The organism is Sphingobacterium siyangense (assembly GCF_023277505.1).
In the GTDB taxonomy this organism is placed as follows: domain Bacteria; phylum Bacteroidota; class Bacteroidia; order Sphingobacteriales; family Sphingobacteriaceae; genus Sphingobacterium; species Sphingobacterium siyangense.
In genome coordinates this window covers 966379-991457 of the sequence record NZ_CP080574.1, presented here as the reverse complement: position 1 = coordinate 991457, position 25079 = coordinate 966379, and the positions used below count along the sequence as shown (strand labels likewise).

24 protein-coding genes and 1 other RNA gene are annotated in these 25079 nt (G+C 40.0%); 11 read left to right on the top strand and 14 right to left on the bottom strand.

The window, feature by feature from the left end; translation table 11 throughout:
• Positions 1-69: 69 nt before the first annotated feature.
• Positions 70-1362 carry an esterase-like activity of phytase family protein gene (locus tag K2F45_RS04060; RefSeq protein WP_216640434.1) on the bottom strand — a complete coding sequence of 431 codons (1293 nt, stop codon included), beginning with the start codon at positions 1360-1362 and terminating at the stop codon, positions 70-72.
• A gap of 339 nt (positions 1363-1701) precedes the next feature.
• Between K2F45_RS04060 and K2F45_RS04055 the strand changes: the two genes are divergently transcribed.
• The gene (locus tag K2F45_RS04055) at positions 1702-4743 is read left to right on the top strand and encodes a VIT domain-containing protein (RefSeq protein WP_075991065.1); all 3042 of its coding nucleotides are present in this window, start codon (positions 1702-1704) and stop codon (positions 4741-4743) included.
• Positions 4744-4793: 50 nt separating this feature from the next.
• On the opposite strand, the gene K2F45_RS04050 is transcribed toward K2F45_RS04055, so the two are convergent.
• The 3 genes from K2F45_RS04050 to tgt form a co-directional block, all read right to left on the bottom strand.
• Positions 4794-5705 (bottom strand): DMT family transporter, encoded by a 912-nt coding sequence (locus tag K2F45_RS04050; RefSeq protein ID WP_075991064.1) that lies wholly within the window; start codon positions 5703-5705, stop codon positions 4794-4796.
• Between the two features lie 97 nt (positions 5706-5802).
• Entirely contained in the window at positions 5803-6879 is a 1077-nt protein-coding gene (locus K2F45_RS04045) for an LptF/LptG family permease (RefSeq protein WP_075994638.1), read from the bottom strand.
• A 26-nt stretch (positions 6880-6905) separates the two neighbouring features.
• Positions 6906-8036 (bottom strand): tRNA guanosine(34) transglycosylase Tgt, encoded by a 1131-nt coding sequence (gene tgt / locus K2F45_RS04040; protein WP_075991063.1) that lies wholly within the window; start codon positions 8034-8036, stop codon positions 6906-6908.
• Between the two features lie 275 nt (positions 8037-8311).
• Here tgt and K2F45_RS04035 point away from each other — a divergent pair, with 275 nt between their 5' ends.
• Entirely contained in the window at positions 8312-9454 is a 1143-nt protein-coding gene (locus K2F45_RS04035; RefSeq protein ID WP_075991062.1) for a glycosyltransferase, read from the top strand.
• 22 nt (positions 9455-9476) lie between these two features.
• Positions 9477-10112 carry a 16S rRNA (guanine(527)-N(7))-methyltransferase RsmG gene (rsmG, locus tag K2F45_RS04030; RefSeq protein ID WP_075991061.1) on the top strand — a complete coding sequence of 212 codons (636 nt, stop codon included), beginning with the start codon at positions 9477-9479 and terminating at the stop codon, positions 10110-10112.
• On the opposite strand, the gene K2F45_RS04025 is transcribed toward rsmG, so the two are convergent.
• The 3 genes from K2F45_RS04025 to K2F45_RS04015 form a co-directional block, all read right to left on the bottom strand.
• Positions 10113-10703 (bottom strand): hypothetical protein, encoded by a 591-nt coding sequence (locus K2F45_RS04025; protein WP_075991060.1) that lies wholly within the window; start codon positions 10701-10703, stop codon positions 10113-10115.
• Between the two features lie 75 nt (positions 10704-10778).
• Positions 10779-11012 (bottom strand): hypothetical protein, encoded by a 234-nt coding sequence (locus K2F45_RS04020; protein WP_075991059.1) that lies wholly within the window; start codon positions 11010-11012, stop codon positions 10779-10781.
• 13 nt (positions 11013-11025) lie between these two features.
• Positions 11026-11187 carry a hypothetical protein gene (locus K2F45_RS04015; RefSeq protein ID WP_157625892.1) on the bottom strand — a complete coding sequence of 54 codons (162 nt, stop codon included), beginning with the start codon at positions 11185-11187 and terminating at the stop codon, positions 11026-11028.
• An 87-nt stretch (positions 11188-11274) separates the two neighbouring features.
• On the opposite strand from K2F45_RS04015, the gene dprA reads away from it, so the two are divergent.
• The 5 genes from dprA (at position 11275) to accD (ending at position 15674) form a co-directional block, all read left to right on the top strand.
• The gene (gene dprA, locus K2F45_RS04010) at positions 11275-12393 is read left to right on the top strand and encodes a DNA-processing protein DprA (RefSeq protein WP_075991058.1); all 1119 of its coding nucleotides are present in this window, start codon (positions 11275-11277) and stop codon (positions 12391-12393) included.
• 87 nt (positions 12394-12480) lie between these two features.
• Entirely contained in the window at positions 12481-13986 is a 1506-nt protein-coding gene (locus K2F45_RS04005) for an MFS transporter (protein WP_075991057.1), read from the top strand.
• On the top strand, positions 13979-14206 hold the full coding sequence (locus K2F45_RS04000) for a DUF6814 family protein (RefSeq protein WP_075991056.1): 228 nt from the start codon (positions 13979-13981) through the stop codon (positions 14204-14206). Before K2F45_RS04005 ends, K2F45_RS04000 begins: the two co-directional genes overlap by 8 nt.
• A 305-nt stretch (positions 14207-14511) precedes the next feature.
• An RNA gene (ffs, locus tag K2F45_RS03995) (signal recognition particle sRNA small type) lies at positions 14512-14609 on the top strand.
• A 222-nt stretch (positions 14610-14831) separates the two neighbouring features.
• The gene (accD, locus tag K2F45_RS03990) at positions 14832-15674 is read left to right on the top strand and encodes an acetyl-CoA carboxylase, carboxyltransferase subunit beta (RefSeq protein ID WP_075991055.1); all 843 of its coding nucleotides are present in this window, start codon (positions 14832-14834) and stop codon (positions 15672-15674) included.
• A gap of 164 nt (positions 15675-15838) precedes the next feature.
• On the opposite strand, the gene K2F45_RS03985 is transcribed toward accD, so the two are convergent.
• On the bottom strand, positions 15839-16174 hold the full coding sequence (locus K2F45_RS03985) for a hypothetical protein (RefSeq protein ID WP_075991054.1): 336 nt from the start codon (positions 16172-16174) through the stop codon (positions 15839-15841).
• 188 nt (positions 16175-16362) lie between these two features.
• Here K2F45_RS03985 and K2F45_RS03980 point away from each other — a divergent pair, with 188 nt between their 5' ends.
• Positions 16363-16698 carry a MerR family transcriptional regulator gene (locus K2F45_RS03980; RefSeq protein ID WP_046674120.1) on the top strand — a complete coding sequence of 112 codons (336 nt, stop codon included), beginning with the start codon at positions 16363-16365 and terminating at the stop codon, positions 16696-16698.
• A 140-nt stretch (positions 16699-16838) separates the two neighbouring features.
• Here K2F45_RS03980 and K2F45_RS03975 read toward each other — a convergent pair whose 3' ends face one another.
• Positions 16839-17333 carry a metallophosphoesterase family protein gene (locus K2F45_RS03975; protein ID WP_075991053.1) on the bottom strand — a complete coding sequence of 165 codons (495 nt, stop codon included), beginning with the start codon at positions 17331-17333 and terminating at the stop codon, positions 16839-16841.
• A gap of 3 nt (positions 17334-17336) precedes the next feature.
• Positions 17337-18044 carry a tRNA1(Val) (adenine(37)-N6)-methyltransferase gene (locus K2F45_RS03970; RefSeq protein WP_075991052.1) on the bottom strand — a complete coding sequence of 236 codons (708 nt, stop codon included), beginning with the start codon at positions 18042-18044 and terminating at the stop codon, positions 17337-17339.
• 97 nt (positions 18045-18141) lie between these two features.
• Here K2F45_RS03970 and K2F45_RS03965 point away from each other — a divergent pair, with 97 nt between their 5' ends.
• Positions 18142-19299, top strand: coding sequence for a hypothetical protein (locus K2F45_RS03965; RefSeq protein WP_248933025.1), 1158 nt, complete (start codon positions 18142-18144; stop codon positions 19297-19299).
• Positions 19300-19500: 201 nt separating this feature from the next.
• Here K2F45_RS03965 and mutS read toward each other — a convergent pair whose 3' ends face one another.
• A complete protein-coding gene (gene mutS, locus K2F45_RS03960; RefSeq protein WP_075991050.1) occupies positions 19501-22107 on the bottom strand; it encodes a DNA mismatch repair protein MutS in 2607 nt (868 codons plus the stop codon).
• A gap of 137 nt (positions 22108-22244) precedes the next feature.
• Between mutS and mtgA the strand changes: the two genes are divergently transcribed.
• Complete coding sequence (gene mtgA / locus K2F45_RS03955) at positions 22245-23009, top strand: monofunctional biosynthetic peptidoglycan transglycosylase (protein WP_248933024.1); 765 nt, start codon at positions 22245-22247, stop codon at positions 23007-23009.
• A gap of 126 nt (positions 23010-23135) precedes the next feature.
• On the opposite strand, the gene K2F45_RS03950 is transcribed toward mtgA, so the two are convergent.
• The 3 genes from K2F45_RS03950 to K2F45_RS03940 all read right to left on the bottom strand — a co-directional run bounded on the left by K2F45_RS03950 (position 23136) and on the right by K2F45_RS03940 (position 25070).
• The gene (locus K2F45_RS03950; RefSeq protein WP_075991048.1) at positions 23136-23591 is read right to left on the bottom strand and encodes an ABC transporter ATPase; all 456 of its coding nucleotides are present in this window, start codon (positions 23589-23591) and stop codon (positions 23136-23138) included.
• A 197-nt stretch (positions 23592-23788) separates the two neighbouring features.
• On the bottom strand, positions 23789-24334 hold the full coding sequence (locus tag K2F45_RS03945; RefSeq protein ID WP_075991047.1) for a DUF420 domain-containing protein: 546 nt from the start codon (positions 24332-24334) through the stop codon (positions 23789-23791).
• A gap of 7 nt (positions 24335-24341) precedes the next feature.
• Complete coding sequence (locus tag K2F45_RS03940) at positions 24342-25070, bottom strand: SCO family protein (RefSeq protein ID WP_075991046.1); 729 nt, start codon at positions 25068-25070, stop codon at positions 24342-24344.
• Positions 25071-25079 lie beyond the last annotated feature (9 nt).

Here is a 25079-nt window from a genome sequence, read left to right as displayed (position 1 = left end):
GAACAGTATAAAATTATAAAAAGGTCCGTTGAGAATTCAACGGACCTTTTTATAATCAGTCATTAGTCCCTATTTCAGTGGGTCCTTAAGGTTAACGAAATAAATGCTGTTTTTATCTACAGTCTTTATGTAAGGTAATATTTTCGACTCATAGAAACCTTTTCCGGTTACCCCAAAATCATCATCATTACATACCGCAATCAGGGATGGATTAATAACAGCCAAGCCTTCTGCTTTATCATGCGGATACAATTCCTTGATGTCAGTCATTAAATCGGCAACCAACGTTTTATTGACTGGTTTAATATTATATTTAGCCAATGTAGCCGCGTCTTTGAGTTCCTCGACAGTTTTACCGTCAAATAATTTCCCAGTTGCGGTATTATTCGCATCCGAGATATCTGTTGCGCCAGAAAGATCTATTTTATAAATTCTCTTAAATACAGTAGAACGAGTTGCTTCTGTCGCGTATTCCCCATCACGTTCCAAGACAATAAATGTTGAATTGCTCACGGCAGCGATTTCACTCACAGCCTGCAAATCGGTACGCTCCATCATATAGACATATTGTTTCGTGGCGCCGCTCGCAATATCCAGCGTAACAATACGGATTGCCAACGAATTTTTAATCGCATCTTTAGAGGGATTATACAGTGGAAATTGCATGATTCCGACCAGTGTTTTACCGTCTGGTGTAAGCGTCAATCCTTCCATTCCGCGATTAGGGCGACGTTTGGCAAATACTAACGGTAACTTTTTACCCGTAGACCAAGGATTAATCCGTTCGATTTCTTTTCCCGAAGCGTCAAAATGAACGATATGTGGTCCGTATTCGTCACTGACCCACCAAGAACCATCCGCCGCCCTTGCTAGTCCCTCGGAATCGATTCCATCCTCACTTTTCCCTAGATCTTTACCATCAACCCCCAATGCTTTTTCCCCAGAACCACCCTTTCCTTCAGGATTTGGCAGACCATTCAATTTCACGCCATCTTTATTTTTTAATTCGATAACAGACTCTAATGTTAGCGTATTATCCTTTAACCTAAATTTACCGATCTGTGGTGCAAATGCTGGAGTAGCAAATACTTTGCTATCACTTTCAGTTCCATCAATATTCGGTCCCCGATCAGTTAAAAGATAAAATATGGATTTATCAGTAGGATCTTGAACCATCGATGACCCATAGCCTCCATTATACACTTTTACACCATTAATATCACTTAATACTTTTGGATCTGTTGCTATTGCCTTTTGGGGATAGATCAATTCCACAATCGGGTCAATAATCTGCGACACATCATCTTTACTACATGAAGCACACAATAGGGCCATCCCCAGTACACTGTATATTTTTTTCATCTGTTCAAATTTTTAAATAATGCTTACTGCTGTTCAGGTTTATTCGAATAACCAAATTTTATTCCTCTCACCTTGCATGCCTAATAAAACAGTACGGTTAATCTAAACGATCTATGCTTGGCCGGCTGTCCGAATACTGATGCAAACATAATTGCCAGATATTAGCCAATCATTAACATAAGTTTAAATAAACTACATCTATCGCAAAAAGCACCCTATAAAAATTAAATACCCGCGGTTATGGAATTTTGAATTTTCCTGCATCACTAGAAAAATAAAAGCTAATTGTGCCGCGAACCATTGATGTATTCACGGACCTCACCTACTAAACATAGAAAGATGAAAAAGATCATAATTGCCCTTTTCATAATTTTGGTATTTTCCCATGTGGATACGAAATCTCAGATCAGAACTACACGCGAAATACCCAGCTTAAAAATTAAAAATGACAATGGCCAGCAAAACAAGGTGATGTTGGCAGACCTCAAAGTAGATGTCGTCATCTTTGGAAATATTGCCAAAACGACGATGACAATGATTTTCGACAATAAGACCAATCGCGATCTCGAGGGCGAACTGACATTCCCTATGCCGGAAGGTGTCTCCGTGAGCGGCTACGCCCTAGATATCAACGGTAAATTACGCCAGGCAGTTCCAGTCGATAAAAATAAAGGTATCGAAGTATTTGAAAGTATAGAAACACGTAGGGTCGACCCGGGCCTATTGGAAAAAGTCGAAGGAAATAATTTTCGAACTCGGATTTACCCATTACCAGCGAATGGGAGGCGCACCGTTCAGATCAGCTATTCGGAAAATCTGACAACAGCATCCGATCAGGCTCGTTACTACCATCTACCCTTAAACTATACGTCCCCCATTGAAAATTTCGCCTTGGATATTCATGTCTTTCAAGACACACATAAGCCAGATTTCACAGAGAAACCAGATGGTTCGTTGGCATTCTCACAACATAACAGCAATTACACAGCTTCTTTACATAAACAACAGTTTAAATCCCAGCGAAATTTAGTCATTCAACTGCCGACAGACAACAGGGAAACATCAGGTCTATTTCAGGCAAATAATGACAATACCTTTTATTTTCTTGCCAATGCAAGCGTCAACTCCGTAAAACCTGCTCAGAAAAAATGGGGACACAGCATTGGAATTATATGGGACCGTTCGCTCAGCAGTAAAAATAGAGATATAGAAAAGGAACTCGCGCTATTAGATCTCTTTTTTAAAGAAAACCCCAATATGACTGTTGATCTGGGCTTATTGGACATCCGCTTTATAAAAGGGCATACGTTTCAGGTATGTCAAGGTAATTGGAATGATCTCAAAAACTACATCAAAGGAATTGATTACGATGGCGGTACAGATTATAGCCAAATAAAGGCCGGTGTAATACAGGCCAGCAATTACCTGCTGTTTAGCGACGGCCTTTCTACATTTGGTCAAAGTAAAATGAGCCTTGACAATCCAGTCTATTGCATTACTTCATCCAGTGGGTCGGACTATGGTGTCCTAAAACAAATCGCCCAGAAACATATTGGAAAGATGATCAATTTAGTCAATACCTCAATAACTGAAGCGTATCATAATCTAAATACAATAGACCTTATTTACCTTGGGATAAAAGAAAAAAATGATTTTGAGGAAGTTTATCCTCAAAAAGGCGCCCCGATACAAACCAATTTTTCTATCGCAGGCATAGGGAAACTTCCAGGACTGAAGCAGCTCACAGTACTTGTAGGAGATGGGCAGCAAGCACCACAAGAGATTAGTATAGCGCTGCAACCTGACCATGGTGAAATTGATCTACAGCAAATCTGGGCACAAAAGAAAATTGAAGCGCTGGATCTTCAGTACGAAGACAATCGTGAAGAAATTGAAACCCTTGGTAAACAGTTCGGTATTGTTACCCGAAATACCAGCTTAATTGTGCTGGAAACTGCAGAAGATTACATACGTTATGCAATAACTCCACCTGCCGAATTGCTTTCCGAATTTAATCGGCTCATAAAAGAAGAACGTATAGCAAAGGAAGAACGTGTAGCAGACTTGTTGGATCAGGCTCAAGACATTACCAAACAGCTTCAGTCCTGGTGGAACACCGATTTTCAGCAAAAAAAGAAATATCCAGAGCGTAAAAGATTAATTCGCATTCCAGAACCTGCCGTTGCTGAAGAGATGGCTACCGGTGCTGCTCCTGTTACACCCATTCCGTCGCGTCCCGCAGCTAGTCCTGCAGCTCCTACACTAGCCTTAGAATCGCGTTCATCTGACGGAACCTCAGCGAAAAGCATCTCGGCAACTGGCAATGCAAGCACTGCCCATGCAACAACCAGCGAACTGGCGAGGGCGGCCGCATCTGAGGACGTTCTTCAGGAATTCGCTGTTGTTCAATCCTTAGAAGGACGTGTAGCTGGCCTACAAATGCCAAGCACCATGAACAACATACGTGGAAAAATCAGCATCCCCGAAATCAAAGAAGACCAAGCCTATTTACAGGACCTTATTCAATCCAAAGATCCTTACAAAAGCTATCTCCAACTTCGGAATCAGTATATGGGAACGCCAACTTTTTATTTTGATGTCGCAAACTTCTTTTTCAATAGAGGAGATCGAGACAAAGCCTTACTCATTTTAAGTGCACTCGCAGACTTACAAATTGAAAATGCAGATCTCTACAAAACCATCTCTTATAAGTTACGGGAATGGGGCGATTACGACAATGCACTATTCATTACAGCTAAGGTATTAAAATGGCGGCCAATGGATCCACAAAGCCACCGCGATTATGCCCTTGTCTTACAAGACAAAGGTATGTTCAAGGAAGCACTAGAACAATTATATGGGATTTTGACCCAGAGCTACTCCCCGGAAGCCGCCGACCGCGATGACGGTATTGAAGAAACATTGGTTATGGAAATCAATAATCTCATTAAAGCAAACAAAGCTGCAAGCTCCACAGTTACCGTGAACAAAAAATTGATTGCGGACCTACCGGTTGACATTCGTGTTGTTATCAATTGGAATTCACAAAATACCGATATAGACCTTTGGGTAACTGATCCAAATCAAGAAAAATGCTTTTATAGTAATCCAGCCACAGCGATTGGGGGTCGACTCAGCAATGACTTTACTGGCGGCTATGGCCCTGAACAATTTTTATTGAAAAAAGCACTAAAAGGAAAATATAAAATTGAAGTTGATTTCTTTAACGATGGTTCCCTGACCCTAGCAGGTCCAGCAGCGGTCATGGCTGAAATCTATACCTACTATAGCAGTGGAAAGCAGGAACGAAAAATTGTTACGATCTATCTGGACCGCAATAAAGAACGCAGTGTAGGGATTGGCGAGTTTTCATTTCAATAACCTATAGTCAACAAAATAGGCAAGCCAGTCATTTGACTTGCCTATTTTGTTTAATGTAATTTCCGGACGATAAGATCTTTTTGTCTATTTTCCAATTTGGTCTTTACATAAGGGTAAGTGAATACAGCCCCCAGAACAATACAGGCTCCAAGATAAAATCCGCCGCTCATGGTCTCCTTTTGCCCAAATATCAACATCGCTAACAGAATACCATAAACAGGCTCCAGGTTGGTTGTTAGCGCAACAGTAAAAGCAGATAATTCCTTCATAACAGCAACGCCCATAACATAAGCCACCGCCGTACAAACCACACCTAACAACAGCAGATAAATTAAATCTTGCTGCCCCAAATTCATTTCAGCATTGAAATCTCCTGTAAACAACATCAATATGCTGATCCAGAAGCATGCCCCCATCATCTCATAGAACGTAATCAGGGTTGGGCTCGATTTTTTAACCATGCGCGCATTGGCGATAGAAAATATACTCGCGCAAAACGCACAACCAAGCCCCGCCAATAGACCAACGAGGTAATGTGTTTCAAAAGAAAAGATCGTATAAATACCGATGATAATTACCAAACCAACTACAATATCCAATAGCGCAATGCGCTTTTTATTCACAATAGGCTCCAATATTGCCGTAAATAAAGTTACAGAGGATAGCGTAACCAATGTTACTGATACGGTAGATACTTTGATCGAATAAAAAAATAATACCCAATGCAGTCCAACAACGGCCCCCACCATAAAAAATTGGAGAAACTGTTTCCGCGAAACTACAATCGATTGTTTGGTTACCAAGAAATAGATCAACAGCGCGATAGACGCTATTGCAACACGATACCACACTAAATGAAGGGCAGATACGGAAATCAGACTACCCAAAATTCCGGTAAACCCCCAAATAAGTATTGTTAAATGCAGAATTAGAATATTCCGATTTAATTGAATTTTAGTCATATTCTCTAGAATACATTTGTATAGAAATGATGAGCAATACCTATTATTTCCCTTTATAAGGCAAGCTCACTGAAGTTATTGAAAACTGAACAAAAAATTATTTTGGCGCTTTTATCGCCAGGTATAATGCTACCAAAAAGAAGGTAACATTCGGAATTAATACGGCTATCAACGGTGGCAGTCCCCCTTTCAAAGAAAACATCGTTGCAAATTGTATAAAGACGATATACGTAAAACTTAGCGCGATACCAATACCAAGACTCAATCCTATCCCCCCACGCACTTTCTTGGAGGACAGTGCCACGCCCATCAAGGTCAGTACAAAAGCTGAAAATGGATACACATAACGCTTGTATTTCTCAAGTAATAAATCGTTCATGACTCCGGTTCCCCTGATCTCCTCCTTACGGATACGGATATTTAATTCGCGTGTATCCATGGCGGTAAACATGTTATCACGTACCTCAAAATCCGAAGGTTTCATATCCAAAGTCGTGTCTTTAACGGCTCCTTTGTCCATGCGTTCATGCAGTCCATTGATAATACGATTGGTATATCCTTCGATCTTCCATTTTGTTGCCACCGAGTCCCAAGTAATACGGTCAGCCATCATTTTTTCCTTGAGGGTATCCCCTTTGAAAATTTCAAGTACAAAGCCGTATCCTGTTTTGGTTGTATTATCAAAATTGTCTATATAAACATAGCTATTTTTGTCCAATTGCATGTGAGTAGAAACCCTCGAGTTATCCTTGGGTGGCTTTACGTAGATATTTTCAAAATCAACCTTCATTTTATTCGTATTCGGAATAATAAAAATGTTGAATACCAAAGAAATGGCAAATATCAGGGTTGCAGCGATCATGTAAGGACGAAGCAAACGGTTAAAGCTATACCCGGCACTTAGAATTGGGACAATTTCAGTTTGGTCCGCCATCTTGGAGGTAAAGAAAATAACCGCAATAAAGTTGATCAGCGGACAAAGAAAATTTAAGTAAAAGGGAATAAACCCCGCATAATACTCAAAAATAATCTTATCGAGGGGTGCATGATATTTTAAAAAATCATCCAATCGTTCGGACACGTCAAAAACCACCATGACAACAGTAAATATCGCCATAGTGAATAAAAAAGTACTTAGATACTTTTTGATAATGTAACGATCGATTAACGACAGCATTTTTTTACTTGAGCTATTTAGTTCTACAAACGTTGATCCAATATTTTCACCATTTTGTTTTTCCAATCGTAGAAAGTTCCATCAATGATTCGCTCCCTAGCCTGATTAACCAACCAAAGGTAAAAATGTAAATTATGTAAAGAAGCAATTTGTGCCCCAAGAATTTCTTGTGATTTAATCAAATGCCTTAGATAGGCTTTCGAATAAAATTGATCTGCATGCAAATCACTCTCCGCTTCTATTGGTGAAAAATCGTCTTTCCACTTTTCATTTTTGATATTGATAATACCATTTTGTGTGAAAAGCATGCCATTTCTAGCATTACGGGTTGGCATAACGCAATCGAACATATCCACCCCTAAGGCAATATTTTCAAGAATATTTACCGGTGTTCCTACTCCCATAAGATAACGTGGTTTGTCATGCGGTAAGATATCACAGACAACTTCGGTCATAGCATACATTTCTTCCGCAGGTTCGCCTACCGATAATCCACCGATCGCATTTCCTTCGCGGTTAAACGAAGCGATAGTCTCCGCAGATTTTATTCTTAAATCTTTGTAAACAGATCCTTGAACAATCGGAAACAAAGTCTGATCATATCCATATAGCGGATCTGTGCTATCAAAACGATCCACACAGCGTTTCAACCAACGATGGGTCATATCCAAAGAACGACGTGCATACCCATAATCACATGGATAAGGCGTACACTCATCAAATGCCATAATGATGTCTGCACCGATAATACGCTGTGTATCCATTACATTTTCTGGTGTAAATAGATGTTTTGATCCATCGATATGGGAACGAAAGGTAACCCCTTCTTCTTTGATCTTACGTACTTCTGTCAACGAATACACTTGATAACCACCAGAATCTGTTAAAATAGGTCGATCCCAACCATTGAATTTATGCAATCCGCCGGCTTTATTCAACACATTCAACCCTGGACGTAAATAGAGGTGGTACGTATTACCCAGAATAATCTGCGCTTCAATATCGTTCTTCAATTCATGTTGATGAATTGCTTTCACTGTACCTGCCGTACCAACAGGCATAAAAATAGGTGTTTGAATGGGACCGTGTGCAGTTTCGACAACACCTGCACGTGCTTTTGACAACTTATCTTGTGCTTGTAGCGTAAATTTCATTAATATTTTTCCTCTGAGACTATTTCTATTTTAAAGAATGATTTGCCATGGAAATGGCGATATCGGCATTTGGAGTGAAAAATTAAAAACTCATTTTCAACTAGTTGCAACTTAAAAAGTCGTTATAGCTTCCCTAATTTCCACCCAAGCTCGGATTCATCCCTAGAATACGTTGCAAAAATACTATAAAAAGATTTGCAAACAGGATGTTTCAAAAATAAATTATCATTTTTCCCCTATAAAAAAGTTGCGGAAAGCACTTATCTTTGTGAGCTATGCTTGACCTTCACGTATTTTTGGCCAATCTTCCATATATTGCTTTCGGAGTATTGGGTCTTTTCCTATTGATACAATTGTACTACATCTTATTTGTATATAGTAAATTGAGTAGTTATCAAATTGAACCTGTACAAGAAGGAACTGAATTCCCACCGCTATCCGTTATTATTTGTGCGCACAATGAGCAGGATAATATTCCTGAATTCCTTCCGAGTGTACTGAATCAAGACTATCCCAATTTTGAAGTAATTGTTGTCAATGACTTCTCAACAGACAATACGCCTTGGATATTGCATGATTTCGAAGCAAAATATCCCAATTTAAAAATTGTGGATATCAAAGAGCATATTCGCTTGAAACATGGTAAAAAGTTTGCCGTTAGTATGGGGATCAAAGCATCAAAGCACCAGACACTGGTGTTTACCGATGCGGATTGTGCGCCACAATCCGATCAATGGCTCAAAGAAATTGCCGCAGCTTTCAGACCGGAAACAGAAATTGTACTAGGCTATTCTCCTTATTTCAAGAAAAAAAGCTTGCTAAATCTATTGATTCGATTTGAAACCAGCCATACTGCCATGAGTTACTTCTCCTATGCACTAAAGGGCGATGCCTATATGGGAGTAGGGCGTAACATGGCTTACAAAAAAGACCTTTTCTTTCGTAACAAAGGATTTGCAGCACATATGCATATTAAATCCGGCGATGATGATCTTTTTGTCAACCAAAATGCAAATCCGACCAACGTTAACATTGCACTGGCAGCCGAAGCCATTGTCTATTCGGAACCCAAAGCGACCTGGAGGAGCTATTACAAGCAAAAAGCAAGACACTCAGGCGCCTCTACCATTTACAAAAAGCGACATCAGCGCATGCTGGGCACCCAGCTGGTATCGGCAGTCTTCTTTTACATAGCACTTATCGCAACAGCGATCGCCTTTCCAATGTACTGGTATGTTCCTGTTACAGCCTACCTCCTAAGGCTGATCGCACAATGGATAATATTTGCCAACATCTATAAAAAACTAGAAGTAAAGGAACTCATTTGGTGGCTGCCTTTGGTAGACTTCATCTACTATTTCTATATTTGCATCAATGGCATCTTCAGCAGAAAAAAGAAAAAAATAAGCTGGAAATAATTCACTTTTAAAACACGAAGCTTTGAATCCAACAGTTGATATCATCTATAACTATTTTCCAAAATTAACGGATATTCAAAAAGAACAGTTTGCAAAACTTGCCGACCTCTATACATTTTGGAATAGCCAAATCAATGTTATTTCGCGTAAAGACATTGATAGCCTCTACCTTCACCATGTGTTACACTCGCTAGGTATCGCTAAATTTGTCCAAGAGCTCACGCCAGGAACACAAATTTTGGATGTGGGAACCGGAGGAGGCTTTCCAGGTATCCCAATGGCCATTATGTTTCCTGAAGTCAAATTCCATTTGGTCGATTCTATCGGCAAAAAAATTAAGGTCGTACGTGAAGTTGCAGCTGGACTCGGTCTCCAGAATGTTGAAGCAGATCATATTCGCGCAGAACAACTCGACGACAAATATGATTTTGTCATATCACGTGCGGTGACAAGACTTGGAGAATTTACGCCTTGGATACAGAATAAATTCGCAAAAAAAGATAAAAATGGGATCCCTAATGGAATTCTTTACTTAAAAGGCGGAGATCTCACCGAAGAGATCAAAGAATCTAAACTCAAAGCAGAATTACACCCACTTTCAGATTACTTTAAAGAAGATTTCTTTGATACAAAATATCTGGTATACGTACCTATGTAGTTAAAGTTTGGCATTACCCATAGGAAACTGAAGTCGCCTATGGATAATGTCTACAGAATCGAGGTAGTTCGTTAAACACTTATGGATATAAGCGATCTTCTCATAGCGATCATTCTCACGAAGCCATTTTAACGAAGGCTCATAGTATATCCTAAATTTGCGCAACGAATCTCCCGACAACTTGCTGTATTCCTGTGTCAGCGGATACCATTCCTCGCGAATCAGATCCTGTTGGTATTCTTTTTCAAACTGACGTTGAAGTTTTCTCGAATTTCGTCCCTTTCGACTGAATTTATTGTAAAGCTTGTTCAGATTGACAGCAATTCCGCCCTGATGAGGCAAGGTCACCATATTTTTCGTATCACCCCAGAAAAAGATCGACTTATACTCCTCCTTTTTTTCTTCCCATTTATCCGCTGCTGATTTACGTTTGATCGAAACAGTATCCAAACGCAAAGTATCTTTTTGACTTCCTTTTTTTCCAATGGTATCCTGACAATAAAATTCCGCTGGATGAGCAAAAACTCCCGGCCGATAAAATGAAAAGTAGACACAGAAAAACAATAAAGATAGAAATCCGATACGTACCATATTTATAATTGACAAACCAAAATAACCAACTATAAATAAAATTAAAAAGTATTTAACTATCTTTAAATTAAGAGACTAAAGACCCAATTCCTTTTTAATTTCTACGCCAATTAGATTGATTTCTTCATCCATACCGAACATAGGAAGGTCCGTTTCTGGATTAAGTTTCAACCAGTTTGTATCATTATCTTTAATAATCTTTACGTATTCCACACCATCCTTAAAAATAACATACGTATCTTCTTCCTCAGGGAAAACAGAATAAACTACATCCCCCAATTCTATATCAAAAGGTTCTTTCATTTCCATAGTTAAAATATCATTAATCGCTCAAAGTTACCAATTCCTCTTCTTTCTTTCCATAATTGACCAATATTTCATCCCAAGAGATCTCAAATAAGCTCGGGAAAATTGCATTCATTCTAGAGCAATCCACAAATTTTCCAGCAGGCACGTGATCTCCTCCGATTAAGAACTTCGTCATTCCACTAAAAATACAACAAGCCTGAGCAATTCTAACAAAAAGTACAACAGCTCGTTATATTTTTCATATATTTAGATAAACCCAATTATGAAACTAATTTATCCCATAGCTTTGACGAAAATCAAGGGGATTGGCCCTAGAACAGCGCGTCACATCATTGACCAAGGTCACGATTTAGCGGACATATTTGCATACTCAAAAAAAGATTTGATGCAAATTCTTGGGATACGTGAGTCAATCGCCGAAGCAATATACAATAAAAGCTATATGCCCGCCTGTGAAAAAGAACTCGCTTTTATCGAAAAACATCAGATACAAGCGTTATGGCTGGAAGACGAAAATTACCCCAATAGGCTGCGGCAATGTGAAGACGCTCCGCTTGTTGTCTATTATAAAGGGAACCAACCACTCAACAGTGCAAAAGTTATTAGTATCGTCGGCACTAGACATGCGACCTATTATGGCCAGAAAATATGCGAAGATTTGCTAGATGCCATGAATTGCACCAAAGACACCCTAATCGTTAGTGGTCTTGCTTATGGTATTGACGCTTTAGCACATCGCAACGCACTAAAAAATAATATTCCAACCGTTGCTGTATTAGGGCATGGTCTCGATCGAATTTACCCTGCATCCCATCGTGAACTTGCCACAAAAATGCTAGAACAAGGCGGTTTATTGACAGAATTTACATCCAACACATTACCTGAGCGCAGTAATTTTCCTATGCGCAATCGCATCATAGCCGGTATGGCAGATGTCACCATTGTCGTAGAAGCTGCAATTAAAGGAGGCGCATTGATTACTGCCGAAATTGCCAACAGCTACAACCGCGATGTATGCGCCTTTCCAGGAGCCGTTTATGAAAAAAGCTCTGAAGGCACCAACTACCTCATCAAAACCAACCGTGCTCATATGATTAGAGGACTTCAGGATCTCGAATACCTCATGAATTGGGAAGTCAGCATAAAAGCTGTTGACCAACAGCTTAGTCTTCCTTTGACACTGACAAAAGACCAACAACTCCTTTTTACACTCATTCAGCAAAAAGGACAATTAGAAATCGACCAGATGATTGACCTCACAAAATGGCCACAAAGTAAATTGGCCTTAATCCTATTGGAACTTGAAATGCAGTCACTCATTCACGCCCTGCCCGGAAAAAGGTATAAAACTGCCGGACAGGCGGAAATTCAAAAAAATTAGCTCATTTCATAGCATGCAACAGCGCCGAAATGCTATTCGGAGCGCAATAAAAATTCACCATTATACCCAACCAAAAACCAAGAATTAATGAACGAAAACAATACAAAAAGTATCTGGAAAGTCATCGGAGCCTCCTCCATGGGAACACTTATCGAATGGTATGACTTTTTCATTTTTGGCAGCCTATCCATTGTCATTTCCACCAAATTCTTTCCGGCAGAAAATCCAACAGCGGCTTTTCTGTCCACCTTAGCCACATTTGCCGCTGGATTTGTCGTCCGGCCATTCGGCGCCCTATTTTTTGGCCGACTAGGCGATATTATCGGTCGAAAATATACGTTTATGGTTACTTTAATGCTCATGGGCGGAGCAACATTTCTCATAGGTTGTATCCCCAGCTATGACACTATTGGGTTTTGGGCACCGCTGCTGGTGTTGATCCTTCGTCTCTTGCAAGGTCTTGCCCTAGGAGGAGAATATGGAGGTGCAGCAACTTACGTAGCTGAACATGCTCCATTGGGCCAACGGGGTTATTGGACATCATGGATACAAACAACAGCTACCTTTGGCCTTTTCATATCACTCGTTGTTATCCTCCTGACCAAAGGCTTTCTCAGTGAATCACAATTTGATTCTTGGGGATGGCGGGTTCCTTTCCTCCTATCTTTAGTCATGGTATACGTTTCCTATCTTATTCGTAAGAAGATGAAGGAATCACCCGAATTTAGCAAGGCCAAAGCGGAAGGAAAAACAAGTACAAATCCGCTAAAAGAAAGCTTTGGCAACCGCTACAACCTCAAATTTGTACTGCTCGCACTTTTTGGTGCAGCCATGGGACAGGGCGTTGTTTGGTACACTGGACAGTTTTATTCGATGAGTTTCATGAAAACGGTCATGCACCTTCAATCTGACCAGGCCGATACCATCCTCGGCATCGCACTACTGTTGGGAACTCCATTTTTTGTCGTATTTGGGTGGCTTAGTGACAAAGTTGGACGAAAATGGATCATGCTCGGCGGGATGTTACTTGCTGTATTGACTTACCGCCCGATTTACGAATCCATGTACCAACTTTCCAATGCAGAACAGAAAGTCAAGGTGAACGAAACAACGGAGGTCCCCCGCGGGCCGCAATCAACGGGAACTATTTCGATCACCAAGACTCAATATGAGGACCAGACAGAAGTTACAAGAACCAGCATGATACATCAATCAGGAAAACTCAAGGGACAGCCAATGACCAAAACCACAGTTCATCTTGCAGGGAAGAACTATATGCTGCTCGTCCTGCTGATCTTTATACAAGTGATTTATATTACAATGGTGTACGGGCCCATTGCGGCATTTCTTGTTGAATTATTCCCTGTAAAGATCCGCTACACCTCCATGTCCTTGCCCTATCATGTTGGAAATGGAATATTCGGCGGGCTCCTACCAGCTGTATCGACATACTTAACGACAAATGCCGAAGCATCCAATACTCCGCAATTCTATCTTGCAGGTTTATGGTACCCTATTATCATTGCCATTGTATGTTTTATCATTGGTAGTATTTATATCAACAACAAATCAACTCCCCCAACACATGAATAATCTCAAAAAATTCCTCGGCATACTTTGGATCGTTTTAGCATTGTTTACTGCCTATTTCTCCATTTTTGAACTGGCCCTGCCAAAGATTTCAACGGGACATCAGGAAGATCTGGTATTTGGCATCATTATCCTGTGCATTTTAACTCCCATAATCTCCATAGGACTCGGCTTATTTGGCTATTATTCCTTATTGGGTGAATACAATCAAGAAAAAATGTAGTCCAAAAAATGAGATCGATTTTGAATAAGGGAAACTAGACTATTCAGCCTATTCAAAGTCGATCTCCTATACGCTAGATTATACTACTTCCGACGTTTCCAAAAGAACAATTACAGCCAGTGGACTTCGCCAAGCACTTAATTTACGCCATTTTTAGCGGATTTACACAGATACCAACTATTTTTCACCATAAAATAGAGCTAAGAACAGCTACCAATTACAATTTATTGCAATGATAATCAGCAACATAAGATAAAACAGCATTTTTTCTTTCCTAAAACTGTTTTTTTTTCTACTTTTGTGGCGGGTAAGTCTTCTACGACCAGCTCCCATTGACTCCCCCAGGTTGGGAACAAAGCAAGGGTATTTGGTTGAGCGGTGCGATAGGAGTAGCTTACCCTTTTTTTATGCCCATTTTTTTGACTAATGCTCCGGTCCAAAATTCAATTCTAACCTAATAATCAGCTAAATATCTTATATATCCCAATTGTTACCCGCATTTCCCCTATTTATAGAAGCCCTGTTACACAAGGAGTTTTAATCGCTTGGCATGTACATTCAACACAATTATAATTGTATATAAAAGCAAATTTATATAAGTTTGTAATCGAATAAGAACTATCGTATGAGTTGGTTTAAAAGAGAAAAAGCTGGTATTAGCACAGCTACCGCTAATAAAAAAGAAGCACCTGATGGTATGTGGAACAAATGTCCCACATGTAAAAAACCATTATTGCATCTTGAACAAGTAGAAAACGACTATGTTTGTCAATATTGTGGCCACCACTTAAGAATTGGCTCCAAAGAATATTTTTCAATTTTATTTGACAATAACGAATTTACAGAACTATTTCCTAATCTAAATTCTGGTGATCCATTAGAATTTTTTGATTCAAAGCCATACCCTGAGCGTTTAAAGGAAAGTCAAGCCAAAACAGGCCTGAAAGATGCTTTACGTTCTGGCCATGGAAAAATGAATGGTGAAGACATCGTTATTGCTTGTATGGACTTTAGTTTCATCGGCGGATCAATGGGATCTGTCGTTGGTGAAAAAATCGCACGTTCAATAGATTACTGTATTGAGCATAAAATTCCATTTATGCTAATCTCCAAATCAGGAGGTGCACGTATGATGGAAGCCGCATTTTCATTGATGCAAATGGCTAAAACTTCGGCTAAATTAGCATTATTGGCAAAGGCAGGACTTCCTTACGTTTGTTTATTGACAGACCCTACCACAGGAGGAGTTACAGCATCTTACGCGATGTTAGGTGATGTGAATATCGCAGAACCGGGAGCATTAATCGGATTTGCAGGACCACGTGTCATTAAAGAAACAATCAAAAAGGACCTTCCAAAAGGATTCCAGACTTCAGAATTCGTTCTTGAGCATGGATTTTTGGATTTCATTGTAGACCGTAGACAGTTAAAAAACAAAGTAGCTACTTATCTTAAATTAGTGGGATAATCATCCTCAAAATAAAAAAGAAAGCGGTGCCAAGAATATTCTTGGCACCGCTTTCTTTTTTGAAGGTATCTCTTTTATCCGCTAGAAAGCATCTTCAATTCATCTCATCTGTTAGGCCTGCGACCTTATGACGGTTTTATAACAAGGTTGAATGGACCATCCTTTTAAAGATAATGCCAAAAAGCCCATATTTTTCTTTTGGACAAATAATCCGTTTCGCCCTCCCTGTCATACGCTTCCCGCTCAAAAGAAATACGCCGGTAAGCTTTATCAAAATCTCTTAATTGAATAAAATGAACGACAAATTCTATGAGATACCATACATAGAAAAAGAGAATACCTAATTCAAGCGCCTGTCGCAAATGTATACGCTCATGACGAATCAAGTCGTCCTGCTGTTTAAAGAAGGTATTTTTCAGAAAGATAAAAGGATAAATAGTAATTGCATTGGCTTTTCCAAAAGAGAAGAAATTCGTCCAAAATTTGCTAACTATAATCATATATGATGTTTAGACCGTTTTCAAACTAGTCAAACTTAGAAAAATTTACCTTTATACACAATTATTATTGGCTTCTCATGGATTGTACGATATCTCTCTCTTTCAGTCTCTAATCAGATAAGAGATCGCAAAAATTTCTTTTTGAATTGGAATTTTTATTAAGTTTGCTATAGATTAATCGTGAAGATATGCCGTACAAAGAGCGTGAAATAAATAAATTGTATTATACAATGGGAGAAGTTACAGAAATGTTTGATGTAAATGCGTCCCAAATACGTTTTTATGAGCGTGAATTTGACATTCTACAACCTAAGAAAAATAAAAAAGGTAACCGCTTATTTACGCAAGAAGATATTGCCAATTTAAAGATCATCTTCAATTTGGTTAAAGATAAAGGTTATACCCTACAGGGTGCACGTGATTACCTGCGTGACAACAAATCTGAGGCAAAAGAAAATCAACGTGTTGTAGATTCATTGGAGCGCTTGAAGAACTTTCTTCTTGAAGTTCGTGATTCACTATAGTACCTGAGAAACTTCTTTTTAAAACTTCCGTAATAGGAAACTTTCCATCGTTTTGATCAACTTCTTCCCGTCTTTGCCATTACCCAAAGTATCGTCCGGCTGTCTATTCATAAAAAAGACTAAAGAAGAATCTAGGTGACTTAACGGTCTTTGAGTTCAATAACCTCCAGGTTCTCAATTTTATCTTTATTGATCTCAAACCGCATTAATGTCCTTACTTTGTGCCAGCCCTGCTTACCTGCCGCCCCAGGGTTGAGATGGAGACAATGGATCTTGGGGTCGAAGATAACCTTTAAGATATGTGAATGTCCAGTAATAAATAATTTAGGTGGATTTTTCATCAATTCCCCTTTTATGCGTGCAGCATATTTCCCCGGATAACCACCAATATGTGTCATAAAGACGTCCACTTCCTCACACCTAAACCTCAAATCTTCTGTAAATTGTAAACGAATTTCCTGACCATCAATGTTTCCGTATACTCCGCGCAGTGGTTTAAAAGCGGCTAACCGATCCGCAACATCAGGATCACCAAAATCGCCCACATGCCATATCTCGTCGCAGGCTGCAAAATGAGTAAATACAGCTTCATCTAAAAAAGAATGTGTATCTGAGAGTAATCCGATCTTTGTCATCACTTAAAAAGCTAAAAAATAAGGTGCCAAGGCATTTCGATAAGCTTCTGAATAAATACCCTTGGCGGCATAAATAACAAACGTACGTTGAGCGAGCAGTTCGACGCGTAAGCGTTCAAATGTAACGATTTTCCGAATGGCCGATTCCCCTTCAAAGGAGCTTATTTGTACTTCACTGGAACAATATAATTTCCTTTCCGCCGAAATTTTAGTCAACGTTTCCGCTAATGCCGTTGGAACGATCAACACTAATTTTCCCCGATCCGATAAACGTAAAGCGGCGAAATCCAGCAGTTCAGCAAAAAAATCCAGATCGGTATGTCGCGCCAGCTTCTTGCGTTTATCCGGGTTATGTAAGGAATCTGTATAAAAGGGTGGATTTGATACGATCAGATCGTAATGCCCTTGTACATCCATTTGTTGAAAGGAGGAAGCATGCAGCACTAAACGTTCCTGGAAAATGGAATTACGGAAGTTTCTGTCAGCCATCGCAGCAGCCAAAGGGTCAATTTCGACAGCCTCTACCCTACTTTCTACTAGCCGTTGAGCCAACATCAATGCAATGACTCCCGTACCTGTACCTACGTCCAGTACCCGGTCCACAGGTTCTACTTCCAGCAAGGAAGCCAGCAGTACGCCATCTGTGTTAATTTTCATTGCACAGTCAGACTGATCAACCTCAAACTGTTTAAACCGAAATATCGACGCCATACATCAAAGATAAAACTTTTAGAACCTTTGGTACAAACAAACCAGTGTATCCTGCAATTTATTTGCTAATTTAGTCAGCAACAAATCTATATAAGCCATGAATATCCGTCAGCTTGCTCTTATGATATTGATCATCCTTGCTGTGCTTCCTACAAAACTATTGCATGCACAAGAGAATTGTGACCGGCATACAACTGAAATACTTCCCTTATTGACAAAAACATTGAACAACAATGACTTTGACAAAATTGATCCCCTACTCAATAGTATACAAGCTAGCTGTGGTACCAATGAGTTTGTACAGCGTTTACGTATTCTTATATACATCATTGAAAAAAAGAATACCACAACAGAGATCAAACATTATATAGACAATCAATTCGATAAAAATTTTCTACAAAGACTGGATGCGGCAGACCAGGACGATTTTTCAACACAATACGAACAGCATAAGGAAAAATACAATTTCGTGCCATTAAGACATCCCCTGGACGGCCTGATAAAAGTAAGAGCCAAAGCCCTGCTTGCTTCCGATAGTTATACGTTAACCGATCAGGAAAAAACTATTTTAGAGCTTTTTTCAGATACTGAAGTTGCCAATGCCGTACAAGACCAACAAGCTAACGAACAAGATAATCAACAGCGGTTTCCAGTCCCCAAAGTGTACAGAGATAGACAGAAAGCCAAACTGGGCTATGTTCCTTCAATCGGCGTAGTCACTCCACTTGGCGGAGCCAACAAAATTTTCGGAACCAACATAAACTTTGGATTTATGCTGATGAGCTCGCTGGAAAGAAAATTTATTTTCGAAGGTGGCTTCAAGGTGCGCATCAACTCAAACGACCGCAATATTGATTACAATTACGAGGGCTCCACTGTTTCGGTCAATTCTTCAGCGACCGCATTTATGGGCGGTGCTGTAGGTTACAAAGTTTTTGACCACGACAAATTTATACTGATTCCAAAAGGTATCCTTGGCATAGATATTACAGATACCGGCATTACAGAAAGCGCTTATTCCTCTGGTTATTATGATCCGGATGGTTATTATTATGATGGTGGATACACCGATCGTATGGTAACCATCAATAATGTGCACTTAGGACTTGGTCTCGCATCCCTATTTCGCATGAAAAACCAAAAGTACATTGGTTTCGAATTCGGCTATCATTACACGCCTTATGATGCAAGCAGCAAGGTATTGATCCCGATACAGGCAAATTACGGAAGCTTGGAGCTATTCTTCAGGTTTTAAGCAAATAGCCCTTAAAAACCTGCATGACTTCGCAGACACCAACAGTAATGAAAGCGAGCTGAAGGTTCTTTCTGGCCAATAAGATCAGACACTTTCAGAAAAAAATACGCCAGATGATGTCTATCTTAAAAAACATCATCTGGCGTATATAAATCGAAAAAAATTCCGCTTGAGATCAATTTCCCAAGCCAAAAGGAAGATTTAATTCTTTAAAAGGCGTTGTATCTCATCCAATTTCATTAATGCTTCAACCGGAGTAAGCGAATTAACATCCAGATTATTCAGCATATCCCTGATCTTATTCAAGACAGGATCATCAATAGAAAACATCTGCAATTGGTAGGCCTGTTTCTGGATTTTGCGCATGCTATCTTTAATCTGCTCACCACCTGTGCGCTCCTGCTCCAGCCTTTTCAAAATTTGATTGGCCCGATTAAGCAACTTTTGCGGCATTCCAGCGAGCTTTGCCACATGGATTCCGAAACTATGCTCTGAGCCTCCTGGAACAAGTTTACGCAAGAAAATAACTTTGTTATTAACCTCCTTCACCGTTACATTATAGTTTTTTATACGATCCAGCGAAGTAGTCAGCTCGTTTAATTCATGGTAATGCGTGGCAAACAAGGTTTTGGCCTTAGCAGCAGGATGATTATGTAAAAACTCGGCAATAGCCCAGGCAATAGAAATACCGTCATAAGTACTTGTACCACGACCGATTTCATCCAAAAGAATAAGACTGCGGTCCGATAGATTATTCATGATGCTCGCCGTTTCATTCATCTCCACCATAAACGTAGATTCACCCGAAGAAAGATTGTCCGAAGCACCTACGCGGGTGAAAATTTTGTCAACCAGGCCAATCTTAGCCTCTTTTGCTGGCACAAAACAACCAATTTGCGCCATTAACACGATCAATCCAGTCTGACGGAGCAATGCAGACTTACCCGCCATGTTAGGGCCCGTAATAATAATAATCTGCTGTGTTTTCGGATCTAAAAAAGTATCATTGGTAATATAATCCTCACCTATCGGCAGGTTTCTTTCAATGACAGGGTGTCTTCCACCTTTAATATCCAAAATCTTGCTCTCGCTGACTTCGGGTTTTACATAATAGTTTTTCTCCGCTACAACAGCAAAGTTAAGCAGTACATCCAACTTAGCTATGAGCTGGGCGTTGAGTTGAATAGGTTTGATGTATTCAGCAATGGCAACCAATAGCTCAGCATATAATCTATTCTCAAGCGCTTGGATCTTCTCCTCTGCACCGAGAATCTGTTCTTCATATTCTTTAAGTTCCTCCGTAATATAACGTTCAGCATTCACCAGTGTCTGTTTACGGATCCATGTCGTCGGAACCTTATCTTTGTGTGTATTAGTGACCTCCAGATAATAACCGAAAACATTATTGAACGCTATTTTTAAAGAAGGAATCCCTGTGAGTTCCGCTTCCCTTTTTTGGATCTCAAGCAGATAATCCTTGCCACCAAAAGCGATCTTGCGCAATCGATCCAATTCAGGGTCCACCCCTTCCGCGATTACACTCCCCTTATTGATTGCGACAGGAGGCTCCGCCTGAACCTGTTGCTCGATTTTTTCACGTATAACAGCACAAGCATCTAACTGATCTGAGATTGTCCGAAGAGCATCAGCATCTTTACGATCCGTAAGTTCCTTCAATTTCTCAATAGCATATAATGCGCGCTTCAATTGCACAATTTCCCGCGGATTCGCTTTTTGCAGTCCGATCTTGGAAATTAAACGTTCCAGATCGCCCACCTGCTTGATCTGACCAATCAGCTCATCCCGCAAATCACGGTTAGTGAAAAAGAAATCGACCACATTCAATCGCTCCTGAATACTCTTTTTGTCTTTGAGCGGCATCACGATCCAGCGCTTGAGCAGACGCGCTCCCATTGGACTGGATGTATGATCCAATACATCGGATAGCGTTACCGCATTTTCATTCAACGATCCGATTAATTCCAAATTGCGAATCGTAAAACGATCCAGCCACATAAAACGGTCCTCCTCAATACGGGAAAGCGTAGAAATGTGTTGCAGATTACGATGCTCGGTTTCATTGAGGTAATGCAATGCTACACCAGCAGCAACAACTCCTGCTGTCATGCGGTCCACACCAAATCCTTTCATCGAGGAGACTTCAAAATGCTTCAATAGCGTTTCAGTGGCATAATCACCCGTATAAGGCCACTCGTCAAGAAAATAGGTGTAATATTGTGATCCAAACTGCTCTGTAAACTCCTTGCTCTGTTTTTTGGAAAGAATAATTTCTCTCGGTTTAAAACCTTGAAGCAATTTATCGATATAGGCCACACTACCTTGAGCAACCAGAAATTCGCCAGTTGAAATATCTAAGAAAGAAATACCGATCCGCTCCTTTTCGATAAAAATTGATGCTAAATAATTATTCGATTTCTGTTGAACAATATTGTCACTGTAGGAGACTCCAGGTGTCACTAGCTCGGTCACACCGCGCTTAACAATTGTTTTTGTCGTCTTCGGATCCTCCAGCTGATCACAGATTGCCACCCGTTGGCCCGCACGCACCAGTTTCGGAAGATAGGTTTCCAATGAATGATGGGGAAAACCTGCCAATGCAGTTTCCGATTCCGAGCCATTGCCACGCTTTGTCAAAACGATGCCCAAAATCTGGGCAGCTTTGATCGCATCCTCACCAAATGTCTCGTAAAAATCGCCAACACGGAACAACAACAACGCTCCAGGATACTTAATCTTGATCGCATTGTACTGTTGCATCAATGGGGTCACTTTCTTTTCTTTTGCCAACTTTTAAAATCAATTTTTATGAAGCGTAAAAATAGGATAATATCGTCGCTTTGGCAAACGATACACTCAACTTCTCGACAAAATCATTTCCATTAAACAAGAATATAAGCTAAGTTTGTATCCGAAAAAAATTAGTCATGGCCATCAAAAGATCTGGTAAACAAAATACGTCCAGCAAACAACAAAATACCTTCAAAAAAAAATCCTTCAACCCATTGAGGTCCATAAAATCTCCTATCCTGCGCATTGTGACACGGGTAGTCCTCTATTTTATTGGTATTTCACTCTTTTGGGTCATTAGCCTGCGGTTTATTAATCCTCCCATTACTTGGTTGATGATTCAACGTGGGTTTGAGCTAAAAGAACAGGGCAAGGGATTTAAACTGGAAAAAAACTGGCTGGATTACGATGAACTTTCGGACAACCTAAAGTTAGCGGCCATTGCCGGAGAAGACGCTCACTTTATGACACACTGGGGATTCGACATGCAAGGAATTCAGAATGCCATTAAAAAAAATGCACAGGGAAAGAAATTACGCGGCGGAAGTACAATCAGTCAGCAGGTGGCTAAAAATGTCTTTCTATGGCCAGGGCGTTCCTGGTTAAGAAAAGGCTTCGAGACCTACTTTACCATTCTTATCGAAACATTCTGGAGCAAGAAACGCATCCTCGAAGTTTATCTCAATGTGATTGAAATGGGACAGGGAGTTTATGGTGCCGATGCGGCAGCTTCGTATTATTTTAGCAAAACAGGCAGCAATCTTTCCAAAAAACAAGCCGCATTGATTATAGCCATATTGCCAAACCCAAGAGAATGGGATGCGCGTAACCCTTCTGCTTATGTTAATAGACGTGCAAATGCGATAGCAAAATATATGCATCATTATACTATTCCTGAATAAGCGAAACCATCGCTATTCGGCGGATCGACCAGAAGAAAAGCAATACAGGTCTATAGATAAAATCTATAGACCAAAAAGAAAGGCCATATGTAACTATGGCCTTTCTTATATAACTCGTTTTACAACCTATTTAAAAAGTCGTTTATGCCAGCTCTGATGGAAGGGTATTACCCAAGCGTCTTCCATTTGATGCTCATGAGTAATGGTATTATCAAATACTAAGGTATTATCGTTGATGGTACCGTCTGCCAGTAGCTTCTCAAATCCGTCACGGTTAACCACGCCTATTCCCTGATCCCCTTTATATGCAAATTGCATGCGATCAAATAGTTGAATACCGTACTTCGATTCAACTCCTTTTAAAAATCGAACCGAACTATCAATAGAACAACCTGATGCAGCCGCCACTTCCTCGTCCACCTTAAGGATAATAAAAAGATTATCCCGCAATTCTGCGGAAGCCGAAAGTGGCTTTCCATGCACTTTCCACTGTTCGGCAAAAGCTTTCAGGTCAGTAACAATCTCCTGTCCCTCTGTCGCCGTTAATAGGCGGTCTGCCTGATAAATCCAGATACGCTTCATTTGCAAATGATTTTTTACAGATTCATCTAGCCGATAAGAATCGGCTGATTAATCTCTATACTGTTTATACTCCCGAATACATGGAATATCGCCCCCATTGCATCCGATTTCGTTTAAAAATTAAACCAGATTCAACACATCGAATCCGGCGCACACCTGTGCTTTATCACAATGATTTGATCTGCTTCCCCCTATCGCTAACCAATATAATACGGAGAGATCATCAAATAAACGATCACGCCGGTAACTGCAACATAAAGCCACATCGGGTAAGTTATGCGTGCAAGCTTTTTATGACGCTCATAAGAACCCGATATACCCCTAACAAATGTAAAGAGTACAAAAGGGATGATGATAATGGAAAGCAAAATATGCGTGATCAGGATAAAGAAATAGATTGGTCTTAAAATTCCCACGCCGCCATATTTCGTTTCGATTGAAGTCATGTGATAAGCGACATACATCGCCAGAAAAGCTAAGGAGCAAGCAATACACATTTTGATCAAACGTTCGTGCAAGGGCTTATTGCCCTTTTTTATCGCAGCCACTGCCCAAAAAAGCAGTACAGCCGTAATCCCATTGATCGCCGCGTAGATGGGAGGCAAAAATGTTAGCGGCTTTACATCATAACCCAGCTTTTGTAAATTCACTGTGAAAAGGATAGCAACCACTATCGGGATAGCAATAGATAGCACCCAAATCCATTTACTATACTTTTTCTCCTTGTTAAGACTCTCTTCCATGATATAATTATCTCTTTTGTTCTATTGTAGCTGGATGGTTCCGGACTTCCTCGACCAATAATAATTTGATTTCATCCTCAAGGCGGTCAACATCCGTTTTGACATTAATGTCATAAATACCTCTTATACGTCCTTTTGTATCAAGTAAAAGATAGTTAGAACCAATAATAAATGGTTTGCTGCCTTCGTTGTTGACAAGTGCATCCTGCAACAGACTTTCCTGGGCAAATTTAAAGATATCAACAGAAGGATCTGTCACAAAAAACCAAGATTTGGTCCAAGGTTTGTAAACTTTTGCGTATCTGGCTAACACTTCTGGTGTATCGTATGCCGTATCAACCGTAATCGAATACAAGCGGACCTTCTTATTCTGAATAAATCGATTAGCGATTTGATCCAAACGCTTAATCATCGTCCGCGATAATGAAGCATCTCTAGAGTACATCAGATGGACGACAGAAAGTGTTGTATCATTATCCAATAGATGCACTTTCTTGCCATCGAAATTCACAAAATCAACTGGTGGTACAGTATGGTAGATGGTATCGGGAATATCACGTCCCCATTTACGATGGGTAGTTCCCGGAACCTCTTTCTTTCCAAAAATTGGCAAAGAGGCGTAGCTATTAGAACCGCTTTTATTTAGTACAAAATATAAAAATCCTGGCAATAAAAGAATTACTGCCAGGATCAATATAGTTTTAATACCTTTCTTTTGTCCAGTATTATTATCCATTCACTTTAT